This is a genomic window from Streptomyces sp. ISL-11 (assembly GCF_018614525.1).
In the GTDB taxonomy this organism is placed as follows: Bacteria; Actinomycetota; Actinomycetes; order Streptomycetales; family Streptomycetaceae; genus Streptomyces.
In genome coordinates this window covers 84,066-100,836 of record NZ_JAGGOL010000018.1, presented here as the reverse complement: position 1 = coordinate 100,836, position 16,771 = coordinate 84,066, and the positions used below count along the sequence as shown (strand labels likewise).

The 16,771-nt window shown below is 71.0% G+C and carries 12 protein-coding genes and 2 pseudogenes; 11 read left to right on the top strand and 3 right to left on the bottom strand.

Annotation, left to right across the window (positions count from 1 at the left end; translation table 11 throughout):
* From J7E86_RS05605 to J7E86_RS05565, 9 genes and pseudogenes are all read left to right on the top strand, one after another.
* A pseudogene (locus J7E86_RS05605) lies at nucleotides 1-719 on the top strand (DNA polymerase III subunit gamma and tau); the annotation flags it as partial.
* A gap of 483 nt (nucleotides 720-1,202) precedes the next feature.
* Nucleotides 1,203-1,541, top strand: a complete 339-nt coding sequence (locus J7E86_RS05600) for a YbaB/EbfC family nucleoid-associated protein (protein ID WP_215080354.1) — start codon at nucleotides 1,203-1,205, stop codon at nucleotides 1,539-1,541.
* A gap of 98 nt (nucleotides 1,542-1,639) precedes the next feature.
* Nucleotides 1,640-2,239, top strand: coding sequence for a recombination mediator RecR (recR, locus tag J7E86_RS05595; RefSeq protein WP_215080353.1), 600 nt, complete (start codon nucleotides 1,640-1,642; stop codon nucleotides 2,237-2,239).
* Nucleotides 2,232-2,885 carry a DUF5063 domain-containing protein gene (locus J7E86_RS05590; protein ID WP_215080352.1) on the top strand — a complete coding sequence of 218 codons (654 nt, stop codon included), beginning with the start codon at nucleotides 2,232-2,234 and terminating at the stop codon, nucleotides 2,883-2,885. Before recR ends, J7E86_RS05590 begins: the two co-directional genes overlap by 8 nt.
* Before the next feature lie 289 nt (nucleotides 2,886-3,174).
* The gene (locus tag J7E86_RS05585; RefSeq protein WP_215080351.1) at nucleotides 3,175-4,446 is read left to right on the top strand and encodes an aspartate kinase; all 1,272 of its coding nucleotides are present in this window, start codon (nucleotides 3,175-3,177) and stop codon (nucleotides 4,444-4,446) included.
* On the top strand, nucleotides 4,443-5,576 hold the full coding sequence (locus J7E86_RS05580; protein ID WP_215080350.1) for an aspartate-semialdehyde dehydrogenase: 1,134 nt from the start codon (nucleotides 4,443-4,445) through the stop codon (nucleotides 5,574-5,576). Before J7E86_RS05585 ends, J7E86_RS05580 begins: the two co-directional genes overlap by 4 nt.
* 355 nt (nucleotides 5,577-5,931) lie before the next feature.
* Nucleotides 5,932-6,528: a SigE family RNA polymerase sigma factor gene (locus J7E86_RS05575; protein ID WP_215080349.1), complete on the top strand. Its 597-nt coding sequence runs from the start codon at nucleotides 5,932-5,934 to the stop codon at nucleotides 6,526-6,528.
* A complete protein-coding gene (locus tag J7E86_RS05570) occupies nucleotides 6,525-7,784 on the top strand; it encodes a hypothetical protein (RefSeq protein WP_215080348.1) in 1,260 nt (419 codons plus the stop codon). The genes J7E86_RS05575 and J7E86_RS05570 overlap by 4 nt, the downstream gene beginning before the upstream one ends.
* Nucleotides 7,785-8,152: 368 nt before the next feature.
* A pseudogene (locus tag J7E86_RS05565) lies at nucleotides 8,153-8,707 on the top strand (SURF1 family protein); the annotation flags it as partial.
* Nucleotides 8,708-8,840: 133 nt separating this feature from the next.
* On the opposite strand, the gene J7E86_RS05560 reads toward J7E86_RS05565, so the two are convergent.
* Nucleotides 8,841-10,778, bottom strand: a complete 1,938-nt coding sequence (locus tag J7E86_RS05560; RefSeq protein WP_215080361.1) for a prolyl oligopeptidase family serine peptidase — start codon at nucleotides 10,776-10,778, stop codon at nucleotides 8,841-8,843.
* Between the two features lie 245 nt (nucleotides 10,779-11,023).
* The gene (locus tag J7E86_RS05555) at nucleotides 11,024-11,911 is read right to left on the bottom strand and encodes a phenylalanine 4-monooxygenase (protein WP_215080347.1); all 888 of its coding nucleotides are present in this window, start codon (nucleotides 11,909-11,911) and stop codon (nucleotides 11,024-11,026) included.
* Nucleotides 11,912-12,051: 140 nt separating this feature from the next.
* On the opposite strand from J7E86_RS05555, the gene J7E86_RS05550 reads away from it, so the two are divergent.
* A complete protein-coding gene (locus J7E86_RS05550; RefSeq protein WP_215080345.1) occupies nucleotides 12,052-14,142 on the top strand; it encodes a nuclease-related domain-containing DEAD/DEAH box helicase in 2,091 nt (696 codons plus the stop codon).
* 218 nt (nucleotides 14,143-14,360) lie between these two features.
* A complete protein-coding gene (locus tag J7E86_RS05545; RefSeq protein WP_215080343.1) occupies nucleotides 14,361-15,584 on the top strand; it encodes a serine hydrolase in 1,224 nt (407 codons plus the stop codon).
* On the opposite strand, the gene J7E86_RS05540 is transcribed toward J7E86_RS05545, so the two are convergent.
* A complete protein-coding gene (locus J7E86_RS05540; RefSeq protein WP_215080341.1) occupies nucleotides 15,554-16,615 on the bottom strand; it encodes a DUF1259 domain-containing protein in 1,062 nt (353 codons plus the stop codon). The genes J7E86_RS05545 and J7E86_RS05540 overlap by 31 nt on opposite strands.
* Nucleotides 16,616-16,771: the final 156 nt, after the last annotated feature.

The window sequence follows — 16,771 nt, the reverse complement described above, 5'->3', positions numbered from 1 at the left end:
CCGGTCAGGCCCCCGCCGCACCCGCCCCGGCCCCCGCGCAGGCCGCCCGGCCCGCCCCGGCGGGCGCGGCCCCCGTCGGCGACCCCTCACAGGTCCGCCAGATGTGGCCCACCATCCTGGACGCGGTCAAGAACCGCCGCCGTTTCACGTGGATCGTCCTCAGCCAGAACGCCGACATCGTCGGCTTCGACGGCACCACCCTCCAGATCGGCTTCGCCAACGTCGGCGCCCGCGACAGCTTCGCCAACAGCGGCAGCGAGGACGTCCTCCGCCAGGCGATCAGCGATGCCCTGAACGTCCAGTGGAAGGTCGAGCTGGTCGTCAGCCCCGGCGGCGGAGGCGGCGCCCCGGCCGCCGGAGGCTTCGGCGGTACGGGCGGTCCCGGCGGCGGCTACGGCGGCCAGGCCGCCCAGGGCGGTTACGGCGGAGCCGCGAGCCCCCCCGGCGGCTATGGCGGCGCCCCCGCGGCCTCCAGCGCCCCCCAGGCGTCTCGTCCGTCCCAGGCGTCCGCCCCGTCGCCGCAGGCCGGTCAGGCCCCGCCCGGGCCCCCGCAGCAGGCCTCCCAGGCGTACCGCGAGCCCGAGCCCCCGCCGGTCGCCCCCGAGGACGACATGCCCGCCGAGGACGACCCGGACCTCGTCGACTCCGCCCTCACCGGCCACGACCTCATCGTCCGCGAGCTCGGCGCCACGGTCATCGAGGAGATCGCCAACGAGTAGCGCGGGGAAACCCGCCGCGATCCACCTCCGGAGACGCCGCGATCTCACCGACGGAGGCGGCGCCCGGGCCGCCCTCCCACCTCCGGAAACGCCGCGACCCCACCGACGGAGACGGCGCCCGGGCCGCCTTCCCACCGCCGGAGACAGCGCCAAGGGCCGCAATCCGACCGCCGGGGACAGGGCCCGGGCCGCGCGCCGAGCGCTCGTACGACCGTGCTTCCGACCGCGCTACGACGGCTCGTAAGGCCCCGCTCCAACGGCCCGTAAGACCGCGCTCCGACGGCTCGTAGGCCCCCGCTCCCTCCGCTCGTACGACCGCGCTCCGACCGCACCTCCCGCGCAGTCGTCCGGCTACGTCCCGGATGCGCCGCGTACGCCCCCGGCGCCCTCCGGACTTCTTCCCACGGCATGGGGCGCACCGCCCTGGGAGCACGTAGGCTCGGGCTACCGAGACATAGTCGTCGACAGCCAGGAGCGAAAACCGTGATTCCCGGTGGTGGCCAGCCCAACATGCAGCAGCTGCTCCAGCAGGCCCAGAAGATGCAGCAGGACCTCGCCGCGGCCCAGGAAGAGCTCGCGCGCACGCCGGTCGACGGCACGTCGGGCGGCGGCCTGGTGAAGGCCACGGTCACCGGTGCCGGCGAGCTCCAGAATCTGGTGATCGACCCCAAGGCCGTGGACCCCGAGGACACCGAGACGCTCGCGGACCTGATCGTCGCCGCCGTCCGTGACGCCAACGCCGCCGCGCAGCAGCTCCAGGAGCAGAAGCTCGGCCCGCTGGCCCAGGGCCTCGGCGGCGGCATCCCCGGCCTCCCGTTCTAGTTCCGGCGCAGCCGCCACGCGCACAGCCGCCACCACACGCGTAGCGGCCACAACCGAACAGAACCCACCGCGGAAACCGCAGAAGGAGCATTCGATCCGTGTATGAAGGCGTGGTCCAGGACCTCATCGACGAACTGGGCAGGCTGCCCGGCGTCGGTCCCAAGAGCGCGCAGCGGATCGCCTTCCACATCCTGCAGGCCGAGCCGGCCGACGTCCGCCGGCTCGCCCACGCGTTGACCGAGGTCAAGGCCAAGGTCCGGTTCTGCGCGATCTGCGGCAACGTCGCCCAGGACGAGCGCTGCCGCGTCTGCCTCGACCCGCGCCGCGACCCCGCGGTCATCTGCGTCGTGGAGGAGTCCAAGGACGTCGTCGCCGTCGAGCGGACCCGCGAATTCCGCGGCCGCTACCACGTACTCGGCGGGGCGATCAGCCCCATCGAAGGCGTCGGCCCGGACGATCTGCGCATCCGCGAGCTGCTCGCGCGGCTCGCGGACGGCACCGTCACCGAGCTGATCCTCGCCACAGACCCCAACCTGGAGGGAGAGGCCACCGCCACGTACCTCGCGCGCATGGTGAAGCCCATGGGTTTGAAGGTCACGCGGCTGGCCAGTGGTCTACCTGTGGGTGGAGATCTTGAATATGCCGACGAGGTCACGCTCGGGCGTGCCTTCGAAGGGAGACGACTTCTCGATGTCTGACGCAACGCTTCATGACGCCAAACGCGATCCTGACGACTTCGCGGTACAGATGGCGGACTCGATCGAGAGCTTCATCGTCGCCGTCGCCGAGGTGTCCCGCGGCGACGAGCCCGACAGCGCCGTGCCCTTCCTGCTGCTGGAGCTCTCCCAGCTCCTGCTGACCGGCGGCCGTCTCGGCGCGCACGAGGACTTCCTCCCTGACGAGCGTTACGAGCCCGACGTCGGTCCGGAACCGGACGTCGACGAGCTGCGCGAGCGGTTCGCGCGCCTGCTGGACCCGGTGGACGTCTACTCCGAGGTCTTCGACCCGTACGCCCGCAGTGCCCCCGTCGCCTGCCGGATCTCCGACGACCTCGCCGACATCATCACCGATCTGCGCCACGGCATGGCCCACTACCGCGACGGCCGCGTCAGCGAGGCCCTGTGGTGGTGGCAGTTCTCCTACCTCTCCAACTGGGGCCCCACCGCCTCGGCCGCCATGCGCGCCCTCCAGTCCCTGGTCGCGCACGTACGCCTCGACCAGCCGCTCGACGAGCTCGACGGCCTCGACACGGACGCCGAGGCGACGGACGAGCAGCTCGCGGAGGAGGCCGGCAAGGTCATGGCGGCGGAGATCGCGGGCCCGCTGGGTCTGCGCAGCGTGTGACGCGCTCCCTCGGCGTGGTGCGGCCGGCCGACGGCGGCGCCCGGGGCGCCCCGGGCGCCCGAGAAGCCCCCGCTCCGCGCGTACGCGCCCTGTGACCTGGCCCACCTTCGCGCGTGTCCGGCCCGGAACCGGGCAGGGGTCGTCGCGGTGCGGCGCGATGAGGCGTCGTACCGGACACCGATCATGAAAACGGGCGGCGGAACGTCTCACCATGCGATATCGGCATGGCTGATTCCGGCCGCTCGTTAGACTGAGCCGACCGCATTACACATAGTTGCGAGGAGCGCACGTGGGCCTTGTCGTGCAGAAGTACGGAGGCTCCTCCGTTGCCGATGCCGAAGGCATCAAGCGGGTTGCCAAGCGAATCGTGGAAGCCAAGAAGAACGGCCACCGTGTGGTCGTCGTGGTTTCCGCGATGGGTGACACGACGGACGAGTTGATCGACCTCGCCGGGCAGGTTTCGCCGATTCCTGCCGGGCGCGAGTTCGACATGCTGCTGACCGCCGGAGAGCGGATCTCCATGGCGCTGCTGGCCATGGCGATCAAAAACCTCGGTCACGAGGCGCAGTCGTTCACGGGCAGCCAGGCAGGAGTCATCACCGACTCGGTCCACAACAAAGCGCGCATCATCGATGTCACGCCGGGCCGGATCCAGCAGTCCGTCGACGCGGGCAACATCGCGATCGTCGCCGGCTTCCAGGGTGTGTCCCAGGACAAGAAGGACATCACCACCCTGGGGCGGGGCGGCAGCGACACGACCGCCGTCGCGCTGGCGGCCGCGCTGAACGCCGAGGTGTGCGAGATCTACACCGACGTCGACGGGGTCTTCACCGCCGATCCGCGGGTCGTGAAGAAGGCCCGCAAGATCGACTGGATCTCGTTCGAGGACATGCTGGAGCTGGCGAGCTCCGGATCCAAGGTGCTGCTGCACCGCTGTGTCGAATACGCACGCCGTTACAACATCCCGATCCACGTGCGCTCGTCCTTCTCGGGGCTCCAGGGCACCTGGGTCAGCAACGAACCGCGAGGGGACCAGCCGATGGAGCAGGCGATCATTTCGGGTGTTGCCCACGACACGTCCGAGGCCAAGGTCACGGTCGTCGGGGTGCCGGACAAGCCGGGCGAGGCGGCGACGATCTTCCGTGCCATCTCGGACGCACAGATCAACATCGACATGATCGTGCAGAACGTCTCGGCGGCCTCGACGGGCCTGACGGACATCTCCTTCACGCTGCCCAAGACCGAGGGCCGCAAGGCCATCGAGGCGCTGGAGAAGACCAAGGGCCGCGTGGGCTTCGACTCGCTCCGCTACGACGACCAGATCGCGAAGATCTCGCTGGTCGGCGCGGGGATGAAGACGAACCCGGGGGTCACGGCGACGTTCTTCGAGGCGCTGTCGAACGCCGGGGTGAACATCGAGCTGATCTCGACGTCCGAGATCCGCATCTCGGTGGTCACGCGCGCGGACGACGTCAACGAGGCCGTGCGCGCGGTGCACACCGCCTTCGGCCTGGACAGCGAGAGCGACGAAGCGGTCGTTTACGGCGGCACTGGTCGATGACCGACGGCTCTGCGGCCCGTACCGCCTCCGCTGCCGCCTTCGCCGTCTCGGAAGCGGATACGGGCCGTAGGCCGACTCTTGCCGTCGTCGGCGCCACGGGCGCCGTCGGAACGGTTCTGCTGGAGATCATCTCCCAGCACAAGGACGTGTGGGGCGAGATCCGCCTCGTCGCGTCGACCCGCTCGGCCGGCCGGCGGCTGACCGTACGGGGCGAGGAGGTCGAGGTCGTCGCGCTGGACGAGGCGGCCTTCGACGGGGTGGACGTCGCGATGTTCGACGTGCCCGACGACGTCGCGGCGCGGTGGGCGCCGGTGGCCGCCGCCAAGGGCGTGGTGGTCGTGGACAACTCCGCTGCCTTCCGGATGGATCCGGACGTGCCCCTGGTGGTGCCCGAGGTCAACGCGCACGCGGCGCGGGTGCGGCCGCGCGGAATCATCTCCAACCCCAACTGCACCACGCTGTCGATGATCGTCGCGGTGGGTGCGCTGCACGCCGAGTTCGGGCTGAGCGAACTGATCGTCTCCTCCTACCAGGCGGCCTCCGGCGCGGGCAAGGCCGGCGTCGACACGCTGCGGGCGCAGCTGGCCACGGTGGCGGGAGGGCGTACCGGGGCTCCGCTGGGGACACAGCCGGGGGACGTGCGGCGGGCCGTCGGGGACGCCATAGGCCCCTTCGCCGCGCCCCTCGCGCTGAACGTCGTGCCCTGGGTGGGTTCCCTGATGGAGGACGGCTGGTCCTCCGAGGAACTGAAGATCCGCGACGAGTCCCGCAAGATCCTCGGACTGCCGGACCTGCGGGTCAGCGCCACCTGTGTGCGCGTACCGGTGATCACGACGCACTCGCTGGCCGTGCACGCGCGGTTCGAGAACGAGGTGTCGGTGGAGCAGGCGCACGAAATCCTGGCCAACGCCCCGGGGGTCGTGCTCGTCGACAACCCCGCCGTCGGCGAATTCCCTACGCCCGCCGACGCGGTGGGTACGGATCCGACCTGGGTGGGCCGGGTGCGCCGCGCGCTGGACGACCCGAAGGCGCTCGAACTCTTCGTGTGCGGTGACAACCTGCGCAAGGGAGCGGCACTCAACACCGCCCAGATCGCGGAATTCGTGGCGGCGGAGCGGTCCACTCTCTAATCTGAAGGACCCGTGAAGGTCCTGTGATCAAGTCGTTGGTCCAGACCTCTTGAGCTGGGTAGATGGTTTGATCGACCATTTCACTCGCGGCCCACCGCAACCGTCGGCCGGACGGGGGGCGTCTTTGCTGCCGTCTCTCCAGGCGGTGCCAAAACCGGGGCATTGAGGAAGAGCTGGTACGCATGAGGGCATATGACGCATCGTCACGCGGCGCATCGTCAAACGGGGTGCCTGGCGCGTACAACCCTGACGGGGGGAAGCGTGTCCAACAGGCGTGGCAGAGGTCATCAGCATCGCAACCGTCCCGCGGCGCGGCAGCAGCGCAGTGCGTCCGCGTGCCCGTGCGTCGGGCGGCATGCCGGTGATCGCCCCCTGGCCGACGACCCGCCCCGCCGCGCAGCTCCCGCCCCAGCGGGGGGACGCTCCCCAGCAGGGGGGCGCTGACGAGGCGATGGCAGCCGGCACCACGGTCGACCACCTCACCGAGACCTACCGCGCTCACTACCGCTCTTTGCTCGGCCTCGCCGCGCTGCTCCTGGACGACACGGCGTCGTGCGAGGACGTGGTGCAGGAAGCGTTCATACGGGTGCATTCCGCACGCAACCGCGTCCGGGACCCGGAGAAGACTCTGGCCTATTTGAGGCAGACTGTCGTCAATCTGTCCCGCTCCGCGCTGCGCCGCCGCATTCTCGGGCTGAAGCTGCTCTCCAAGCCGATGCCCGATATGGCGAGCGCGGAAGAGGGTGCGTACGAACAGCTGGAGCGCGACCAATTGATCACCGCGATGCGCGGACTGCAACGCCGCCAGCGTGAGGTCCTCGTCCTCCGCTACTTCGCCGACATGACCGAGGCCCAGGTCGCCGAGACCCTGGGCCTCTCGCTCGGCTCGGTCAAGGCATACGGCTCCAGGGGCATCGCGGCCCTCCGCGTTGCCATGGAGGCCCCGGCATGAACCAGCGGCATCCGGAGTACCCGGAGCGGCCGGAGGACTCCTGTCCCGACGGCGGGAGCTCGGCTCACGGCGACTTCCCGGGGCGCGGGCCGGCCGGCGGGCCGGGTCCGGGCTCGGGCTCAGGTTCGGGTTCGGGATCGGGCTCGGCGGGCTTCGACGACCTTGCCGGTGGCGTGGACGGCGTCGATGGCATCAGCGGTATCGGTGGTGGCGGTGCCGGTGGCGGATCCGCGGGTGGACCCGGTGGCATCGACGAGCAGGCGCTGAGGCGGCTGCTGCAGGGAGCTGTCAACGAGCTCGAACCCTCTCCCGACGCGCTGGACCACCTCCGCCGCGCGGTCCCGGCCCGGAAGACGCGCCGCCGGCAGGTCGTGATCGGCGTCGCGGCCGCCCTGCTCCTGGGCGGTACGGCCCTGCCCGCGCTCGTTCATGTCGCGGCGAACACCGAGGACGCCACCGACGAACGGCACACCAACGCCGCCAGCAGCCAGCGCAGCGAGGACGAGTCCGGCACCGGCCGGGGCGATGGCCTCAACGGCGGGTTGTCCGAGGAGAGATCCTCGGACAGCCAGGACAAGCCGGGCGAGGACCGCAAGGCCGAGGACCGGAAGGGCAACGAACCCAAGCCCTCCGGCTCGCCCTCGGGCAGCGTGCCCGACCCCACCAACACCTTCGCCGCGATATCGCCGACCTGCGACCGCGACCAGCTCGGCAAGGGCGTCGGCACGGTCGGCACGGCCGACAAGGACGGCCGCGTCTACGGTGCCTTCCGGGTCGTCAACGTCTCGGGCTCCGTATGCACGGTCGCGGGGCCGGGCAGCGTCGCCGTCAGCGCGCGCGGCAGCGCCGAGTCGACGCGCGTCAACGTCGTCGACCACACGCAGGGCGACGCCGCGACCGGCCTGCCCAACCCGACCGCCGAGCCCAGCGAGGTCATCCTCCAGCCGGGCCAGGCGTACGAGGTGCAGTTCGCCTGGATCCCGGCATCCGACGGCGGCCGCAGCGGCTGCGCCAGGAACACCAGCCCGGCGAGCCCCTCGCCGGCGCCCAGCTCCTCCCCGGCCACGGTCACCTCGTCCTCCGAACGCATGCCCAGCGCGGTCGAGGACACCCCGCCCCCGAAGCCGCCGCCGAGCGTCGTGCTCAGCCACACCCCGGACGTCGGCGAGCCCGCCATAGCGGACGCCAAGATCGACGAGGCGTGCGCGGGAACGGTCTACCGCACCGGCCCGATGGCGACGACGACCACGCCGTAGGGGCGGGGGCCCGCTGTAGGCGTGACACGACGCTGTAGGCGTGACGGGCTCGCCGTAGGCGGTCACAACCTTCGAGCCCGGCAGGCATCGCCAAGCGGCGCGGCGCTGCCCCCCGCCGAGCCCGGCGGGCACTCCCCGCAGCGCGGCGCGGGCCCCGGCAGCGCGGCACCGACCCCCGCAGCTCGGCAGGCGTCACCCCGCACCCCGGCGTTCTGCCACCCCGCACCCCGGCGTCCGTCACCCCGCAGCCCGGTGCCGGTCCCGGTGAGCCGTGCCCGTACCGTGGTGGTGTGTATCGGTTCCTGCTGACCTCCCGCTGGTGGGCGATCAACGTCTTCGCTGTGCTGTCCATCCCCGTGTGCCTGTTCATGGGCAGCTGGCAGCTCAGCCGTTTCGAAACGCGCGTCGACTCGCACCGCGAGCAGCAGACGCAGGCCGATGACGCCAAGGCGGCCGCCGCCGAACCCCTGAGCGAGCTGCTGCCGGTGAGCACCGAGACCGTCGGCCGCCGGGCCACGGCCACCGGACGCTACGACACCAGGCACCAGCTGCTCGTACCCCAGCGAAGCCTGGAGGACCGCCAGGGCTTCTACGTCCTGACCCTGCTGCGCACCGACGGCGGCAAGGCCGTCCCCGTCGTCCGGGGCTGGCTGCCCGGCGACGCGAACTCCAAGGACGACACCGCCAAGGTCCCCGCCCCGCCCGCCGGTCACGTCTCCGTCACCGGCGCTCTCCAGGCATCGGAGAGCGCCGGCTCCAAGGGCGTGCACGCCGGCGGCGGCCTGCCCCAGGGGCAGCTCGGCGTCATCAGCGCCGCCTCACTGGTCAACCTCGTGCCGTACGAGGTGCACGACGCGTGGCTGACCACCCCCAAGGCGGAGGGCGCCCTGACCCCCGTGCCCCCGGCCGCCGCCCCCAACAGCGGCCTGGACCTCAAGGCGTTCCAGAACCTCGGCTACACCGGCGAGTGGTTCGTCTTCGCGGGCTTCGTCCTCTTCATGTGGTTCCGGCTCTTCCGCCGGGAGGTCGAGGCCGCCAAGGACCTGGCCCTGGGCATCACCCCCGACCAGCCGGGCCGACCGGACCAGCGGGACCAGCCGGGCCGGCCGGGCCCGCAGGATCCGCCAGGCCGGCCGGAGCGCTCGGATCGACCGGAGCGGTCGGATCAGCATGCACAGCCGGGCCCGCCCGGTCCGGAAGGTCGACCGGAAGATCCCGACGGCCCAGATGACGCTCCGCAAACGCGATCTCCAGCTGGAGCTGCTTGACCCGCTCCTCCACCACGAGCGAGCCGTGCCCGGCGTCGTAGCGGTAGACCTCCAGCGGATGGCCGCGCCGCTCCAGCCGCTCGACGTAGTTCTCCACCTGCTGGATCGGGCAGCGTGGGTCGTTCATGCCGGCCGAGATGTAGACCGGGGCGCGCACATCGTCGACGTACGTCAGCGGTGACGAGGCGGCGTAGCGGTCCGGGACCTCCTCCGGGGTGCCGCCCAGGAGCGTGCGGTCCAGGGCCTTCAGTGCCTCCATCTCGTCGTGGTAGGCCGTGACGTAATCCGCCACCGGCACCGCGGCCAGGCCCACCGCCCAGGCGTCCGGCTGGGTGCCGAGCCCGAGCAGCGTCAGATAGCCGCCCCAGGAGCCGCCCGAGAGGACCAGTTGCTCCGGGTCCGCGAGCCCCGAGGTCACCGCCCAGTCGCGGACCGCCGCGATGTCCTCCAGCTCGATCAGCCCCACCCGGTGCTTGAGGGCGTCCGTCCACGCCCGGCCGTAGCCGGTCGAGCCCCGGTAGTTGACCCGCACGACGGCGTAGCCGTGGTCGATCCAGGCTGCCGGACCGGCGGCGAAGGCGTCGCTGTCGTGCGCGGTCGGGCCGCCGTGGACCTCGAAGACGGTCGGGAAAGGGCCCTTACCCGCGGGCTTCTGCACCAGCGCGTGCACCTTGCCGCCCGGGCCCTCCACCCACGCGTCGGTGACCGGCACCGACTCGGGGGCCCGGCCGATGCCCGGCAGCTTCGGCGGGTCCAGCACGACCCGGCCGCTCGTGGACCGTACGACCGGCGGCTCGGCGGCCGAGGACCACAGGAACTCCACCGTCCCGTCCGGGCGCGCCGAGGCACCGGAGACCGTGCCCTCGGGGGTGTCGACGCGGGTCAGGGTCGCGTCGGCCAGCTCGTACCGCCACAGCTCGCTGCGCGCCTGGTAGCTGTGCTCGATCAGCAGCGCGGATCCGTCCGGATACCAGTCCGCGTCCAGGTCGCCGGGGAGGTCTATCGCGAGCGTCGTCTCCTCGCCCGTCGCCGCGTCCCACAGCATCGGCTCCCAGCGGCCGCGCCGCTGGTGCCCGACCAGCAGCCGGGAATCCCCGCGGACAGGTGCGAAGCCCATGGTGGCCAGGCCCAGTTCCTCGGTCCCGCCCCGGGTGTCGTCGAGCTCGGCGAGGGTGGTGCCGTCCGTCCGGACGATCCGGATCGCCGAGTGCATCGCGTCACCGTGCTCGGTGTGCTCGATCGCGATCAGGGTGCCGTCGTGGGAGAGGTCGCCCACGCCCGCGGACTCCTCATGGCGGTAGATCTCCACGGGCTCGGCCCCGGGGCGCGCGACATGGACTGTCGAGCCGCCCTTGTCCGTGGACCGGCCCACGACCGCCGTGCCGTCGCGGCCCAGCGCCAGGCCGCCGGGGTAGGAGGGGTCGAGCCCGGGCGCCGCCGGCTCGTCCGGACCGCCGTGGAAGGGCTGGCGCATCCACACGCCGAACTCGTCGCCATCGGTATCGGAGAACCACCAGATCCATTCGCCGTCGGGCGAGAGGAGCCCGCCCGTCGTACCGTTCGGCCGGTCGGTCGCCCGGCGCTGCTCGCCCGTCGTGCGGTCCCAGGTGTAGAGCTCGAAGGTGCCCGTCACATTGGAGACGAACAGCGAGCGCTCCGGAGCGTCCTCCGCCCACCGGGGCAGCCCCATCCGCGGCGCCCGGAAGCGCTTCTCCCAGGCCGGCATCGCCGCGCCCGGCGCGGCCGTCGCATCCGCCGCCTGTGGCACTGTCGTCTTGTCCGACGCGGACTCCGGTACGGCCCCGTCGTTCGGCTTGGCCCCGTTGCTCTCAGTCATGGCCCCATTCTGCGCCGTGGGACCGACATCCCGTCGTGGAGCGCCACAGCCTGTGGATAACTCTCGGCGTGCCCATGCCCGAACCCTGCGAGCACCAGGGCCGATCGTCGCGTCCCGCGGCCCGTCGCGGAGCCCTACGACCGGTCGCCGGCGCTCGCGATGGCCGCGAGACGCGCGGCCTCCTCGTCGTCGAATCCCTCCAGGAAGTCCGCCAATGTGTCCGTGAGGTACTCCATCGAACGTGCGTCGAACAGCACCGGCTGATACCCCGACACCCGGTAATGCGTGCGGATCATCTCCCGCACGTCCAGCTCGCGGATCTCGCACCGGTCCAGCCGGCCGAGCTCGCCGTACGAGGAGAGCAGCGCCGCACCGTACGCCTTCACCGCGCCGTCCTCGGCCATTACACCGAATTCGAGCGTGAACCAGTACACGCGGCTGAGCAGGTCCAGCGCCTCACCGGTGCCCAGCCGCGCCGCGGTCCGCCCGAACAGCCGGTAGAGGTCGGCGAACCGGTTCGACGACAGGTGGATGCCGTGCCCGAACACATCGTGGATCACGTCAGGTTCAGGGGTGTACAGCGGTATCGCGGGATGACGGACGAACTGCACCGCGTGGAAATACCCGTCCTCCATCGATCCCAGAAAGCGCCGGTTCTCCACGAACCCGCCGGCGAGCGTCAGATCGAACCCCGTCAGCCGCCGCAGCGCGGCACCGACCTCCGCGTGCTGCGGCACATGATCCGCGGGAATCGGTGCCGCCTCCCCGGCCTCCAGCACGGCGCGGCACGCGAACTCCCGATGTGCCCCGGCCAGCGCCGCGTGCACCGCGCGCCACGTCGCGTGCTCGGCCTCGCTGTACTCCACCACCGGCGACGGATCCCCCACCCGATGCCCACGAGCTCCCCGCACAAGGGCATCCCGCCGCGCCCGGTACCGGCTGTCGCACCGCCCCGGATGCGAAGCGGCGGGCCCCAGCCGCCCTTCGGCCGTCACCGGCGTCCGCGCCCACACATCATTCATGGCCCCCAGAGTGCCCACACAAAATCGAACAGTAACGCGCTTGGTTTGGGCTGATTCTCCGGACAACCGCGACGTCGAAGTAGCCCGTATGGAGCAACCGGTGACCATAGGATCGTGATGCGGGAAAAAGGGGGCTGGGGATGGCGGTAGGCGATTCGGCGTCACGGCGGGCGCAGGAGGCGCGCCGGCAGGAGCGGATACTGCGCGAACAGTGGCGCGCCGCCGCAGAGCAGGCCCGCAGGTGGGAAGCGGCCGGCGAGGGCGAGCGCCAGGTCGCGGCCCAGCTGCTCGTACTGACCGAACGGGGTTGGCGTCTTCTGGTGGACCGCAGGTGGCCGGGTACGCGCACGGCCAACGTGGACATGTTGCTGGTCGGTCCCGGCGGCGTCTTCGTGATCGATGTCAAGAATTGGCGCAGTTCCCCCGAAGTCGTCGGCGGGGGCTTACGGGCCGGCGGGCAGCCGAGGGACGACCACGCGCGCAAGTTGCTGGCCGTGACGAGAACGGCCGAGAGCGCGGTGGCGTCCTTGGGACTGTCCCCGGTCGCTGTGCAACCGCTCATGGTCTTCGCCGGACAGCGCACCGACAAGGTGCTGGGCAGGATTCGGTTGCTGGGTGAGCGCGAGGTCGGCCCCGTGCTGCTGTCGGAGCCCCGAAGGCTCCGCCCGGAGTCGGTTCGCGCCCTCGCCGACCATTTGGAGCGGGTCTTCCCCGAGTACGAGGGTTCCGCCGTCGCGGAAATACCGCCGACGCGGGAACGGAACCGAACGCCTGAGCCCGCCGGGTTATTCGATGTCGACGGCCTGCGGGAGGCCATCGTCGACGAGGCCAGGAAGGCTCCCATCGAGCAGTGGATGACCTTCCTGCACCCCGATCAAGTCGCTCTGGTCCGACGGAATTGGGCAGGCCCCGCCCGGATCAGTGGCCCGGCCGGCACGGGAAAGACCGTCGTCGGCCTGCACCGCGCGGCGCACCTCGCCAAGCGCACAAGCGGCCGGATCCTGTATGTCACCTTCGCCAACAACCTGCCTCGTGTGCAGGGCACCTTCCTCAGGGCAATGGCTCCGGACGTGGCCGGCCGGGTCGGCTTCTCCAGCCTGCACTCCTGGGCCAAGGAATTTCTCCGCAGCCGGGACATACCCGTGCACCTGAGCGAGAGCAAAGCGGAGACGGCGTTCAGCTTCGCCTGGAAGGACGTAGGACGTAACAGTTGCCTCGCTGAAGTCGACCCGCTCCATGGCTATTGGCGGGAGGAGATCGATTACGTCATCAAGGGACGAGGAATCACCTCGTTCGAGGAGTACGCCGCTGTCCCGCGGCGTCGTCGGCGGGCCCGCCTGGGCCGCTCGCACCGGCAGGCGGTCTGGGCGCTCCACGAGGCGTACGAATCCCGCCGGACCGAGTCCGAAGTCCACGACTTCAACGATGTCCTCTCGCTGGCCCTGGCCGAGGCGAGTGGTCCCGCGGGGCCTCCGCCCTACAGCGCCGTGATCGTCGACGAGGTGCAGGACCTGACCCTCGTCGGCGTACGGCTGCTTCACGCTCTGACCGGCGACTCACCCAACGGGCTGCTCCTGGTCGGCGACGGCCAGCAGTCGGTCTATCCAGGCGGGTTCCGCCTCTCGGACGCGGGAATCGACGTCCGTGGTGACCGCAGTCAGGTATTGCGCGTCAACTACCGTAACAGGAAGGAAATCCTGGACACGGCGCTGGCCGTTGTCGCCGAGGACGCCTTCGAGGACATCGACGGTCTCCGGACACCGGGGCGGCGAGAAGTCGACCTGACATATCACGACGGCCGGGTGGACCGCGTCGTGAAGCCGACCGTCCCCGAACACGACCAAGCGCTTCTGGATGCCCTTCGCGGCCTGTCTCCCCAGGCACAGTCCGATGCCGCGGTCCTGTGCTCCTCGAAGCACGGCATCGAGCACTACTACCGTCTCCTCACGCGGGCGAAAATCCCTGTATGCCGACTGGAGCGTTACGACGGCATCCCGGTCGAGGCGGTAAAGCTGGGAAGCTACCTACGGGCCAAGGGACTTGAGTTCAAGCACGTATACCTGCCACGGCACGACTCCGCGCTGCGCAACCATTCCGAGGCTCCCGAGACCGCGCGGGAGCGCGGGGAACTCGCCCGTAGCCAGCTCTTCGTGGCGATGACGCGGGCTCGCGACACCCTCTGGCTGGGCAGCGTCCAGCAGGGACACGAGCCCTCGACCGGGGTGGCATGAGCGGTGGGGACGTTCGCCCACGTCGGTGTCCTCGGTGGCCCACACCGTGTCCGACCCCTGTCGGCACAGCATCCCGCCACCAGCTGACATCAGCAGGGTCCGACGGTGGGGTTTTCCCTACCTCGCACCAGGGACCCAGGGCCATGGTCCACCGCCCCCCGCGCTGATTGGCTGGTCAGCGGTCGGCCCGCACAGGGGCCTGGACATGGGGATGGACGATGCGCGCGTACGGACGGACCGGCCGTTGGGCGAGAGCGGGCCGGGCGGGAGCGGTGGTGGCCCTGGCCACGGCCGCCCTCGCGAGCGGCATCGCGGCGGCTCCGTACGCGGGAGCGGCGGACGCGGGCGAGCACGGACGCTACGGCCGGAACGTCCTGGAGGCGGACGTACGCGCGGTGAAGGCGGCCGGCGGAGACGTCACCGTCCTCGCCGAGGTCGCCACCGGCCACGGTTCCGTACGGGCCAGGTCGGCCACCGGGGCACAGGTCCCGTGGGACGCCCGGTTCCGCGCGGCGAGCACGACCAAGACGTTCACGGCCACCGTCGCCCTGCAACTGGCCGCCGAAGGCAAGCTGTCCCTGGACGATACGGTCGAGAAATGGCTGCCCGGCGTCGTGGCGGGCAACGGCAACGACGGCTCGAAGATCACCGTCCGCGATCTGCTGCGGCAGACCAGCGGACTGTTCGACCACGTCGACGACCCCGAGCTGTCCCAGGCCCTCCTGCGGGACTTCGAGAAGCACCGCTTCGACGCCACCCCCGCCCAGGACTGGGTGGCGGTCGCGATGCGCCACCGCCCCCTCTTCACGCCCGACGCCCGCAGCCCCCGCTGGGCCTACTCCAACACCAACTACCTGCTCGCCGGCATGATCATCGAGAAGGCGGGCGGACTCCCCTGGCGGGAGGCCGTCGAACACCGCGTCATCGCACCGCTCGCCCTCCGCGGCACCCTCGTCACCGGCGCCGACCCGTACCTTTCCGGCCCGCACGCGCGCGTGCAGCTGCGCACCCCCGACGGCGGCCGGCTGGACGTCACCGACCAGAGCCTCCAGCACACCGCCGACTCGGCCGTCGTGAGCACCACCGCCGACCTGAACACCTTCTTCCGCGCCCTGGTCACCGGCAAGCTGCTCCCCAAGGCACAGCTGGCCGAGATGCAGCGCACGGTGCCCCGGGCCGGCGACGCCGACGACCTCACCGAGTGGCCCGACGGCGGATACGGCCTCGGGATCCGCTGGGTGCCCCTGTCCTGCGGCAGCGGCTACTGGCACCACGAGGGCGACGGCTTCGGCTCGTACACCCGCACAGGCGTCACCCCGGGCGGCCGCCGCTCCGTGGCCGTCTCCGTCACCAGCGCGGGCAGCACGCCCGACCTCAGGAACTTCAACACCGCCACCCGTAAGCTCGTCGATCACGCCCTGTGCGCCGACGGGGGCAGCTGACGGCCCGGAGCGCTGCTCGCGCCCGAGACTGTCGGCCGCTCATGGGCCTCCCCGCCGTAAGACGTCACGTTGGTGACGTCCAGTGCGGAGCGCAGGACCTTCGCGAGGCGGACGGCGTCGTCCACGCCCCAGAAGTGGATGAAGAACAGCCGGGGCTCTTCCCGCAAGCCGTGGTTGTGGAGTTCGACGATCTTGATTCCGCCGCGCCTCAGCGCCTTGAGCACCTTCTGGACCTCCTGGCCCACCACGACGAAGTCGCCGTTCACGGCGGCCCGGCCGCTGCCCAGGGCCTGGAAGCTGAAGGCGGAGGTCGATCCGAGTCCCGGGGGGAGCACATAGCCGCCGTCGACGATGGTCTCGCGGCGGGCGAAGGTGCATTTGTAGACCCCGTCGTAATGGGACCCCTTGGTGCCCATGGCGGCGTCGATGCCCTCGGTGTCCAGGTCGACCTTCGTCGGGTCGCGGGGCCGCGCGGGCGGGGTGCCGGTGCGGTCCAGAGCCTCGCGCACGCCGTCGGCCATGGATACGGCGTCGCGCCCATGGGCGTGCACATGCGTCCACCAGACGTCGGGGGAGTGCGAGAGCAGGTGCTTGTGGAGGGCGCTCTGCTCGATCCCGTGCCGTTGCAGGGTCCCGGTCACGACCTGCAGTTCGTCCTCGGTGACGACGAGATCGCCCATCATCATCGTGGTGCCGTCGGCATAGCGGACGAACGCCACGTGCGATCCCAGGGCGAGCCCTGAGGAGACGGTGACGCCATAGGAGACCACGTGCAGATCGCGGCGCGGGAAGTCCGTGTGGTAGATCATCCCGCGGGCCACGTTGCCTTCGCGGCCCAGCACGGTCGCGACCCTCCTCCAGTCCGCTCTTTTGGTGGGCACGGCATCGACCGCCGTGCGGCCCCCGCCGGGAATGGCCTCCGCGCGGGCCGCGGCCGTGCCGCTCCACGTCAGTGCGGCACCCACGGCCAGCAGTCGCCGCCTCGACATGAACGCCCGTGCCGCGTGGACCCGCTGCCGGTCTTTCCTCATGGACGATCGCCTCCGCAGAGCAGACGGAATCCCGAGCGGGTCGGAAGGATGCGCAGTCGGGCGGACCGGTTCTACCGGCCCGCCCCATAGATCACACTATCTGTATATATACCCTCATGAGTACATGTACCAGCACAGGTCACCTGTACGGGCTAA

What these genes read in the sequence shown, in the direction of transcription:
- J7E86_RS05575 (WP_215080349.1), top strand. Translation starts at nt 5,932, where the DNA reads ATGCCGGTGATCGCCCCCTGGCCGACGACCCGCCCCGCCGCGCAGCTC.
- J7E86_RS05540 (WP_215080341.1), bottom strand. Translation starts at nt 16,615, where the DNA reads ATGAGGAAAGACCGGCAGCGGGTCCACGCGGCACGGGCGTTCATGTCG.
- J7E86_RS05560 (WP_215080361.1), bottom strand. Translation starts at nt 10,778, where the DNA reads ATGCCGGCCTGGGAGAAGCGCTTCCGGGCGCCGCGGATGGGGCTGCCC.
- J7E86_RS05555 (WP_215080347.1), bottom strand. Translation starts at nt 11,911, where the DNA reads ATGAATGATGTGTGGGCGCGGACGCCGGTGACGGCCGAAGGGCGGCTG.
- J7E86_RS05590 (WP_215080352.1), top strand. Translation starts at nt 2,232, where the DNA reads ATGTCTGACGCAACGCTTCATGACGCCAAACGCGATCCTGACGACTTC.
- J7E86_RS05545 (WP_215080343.1), top strand. Translation starts at nt 14,361, where the DNA reads ATGCGCGCGTACGGACGGACCGGCCGTTGGGCGAGAGCGGGCCGGGCG.
- J7E86_RS05550 (WP_215080345.1), top strand. Translation starts at nt 12,052, where the DNA reads ATGGCGGTAGGCGATTCGGCGTCACGGCGGGCGCAGGAGGCGCGCCGG.
- J7E86_RS05580 (WP_215080350.1), top strand. Translation starts at nt 4,443, where the DNA reads ATGACCGACGGCTCTGCGGCCCGTACCGCCTCCGCTGCCGCCTTCGCC.
- J7E86_RS05570 (WP_215080348.1), top strand. Translation starts at nt 6,525, where the DNA reads ATGAACCAGCGGCATCCGGAGTACCCGGAGCGGCCGGAGGACTCCTGT.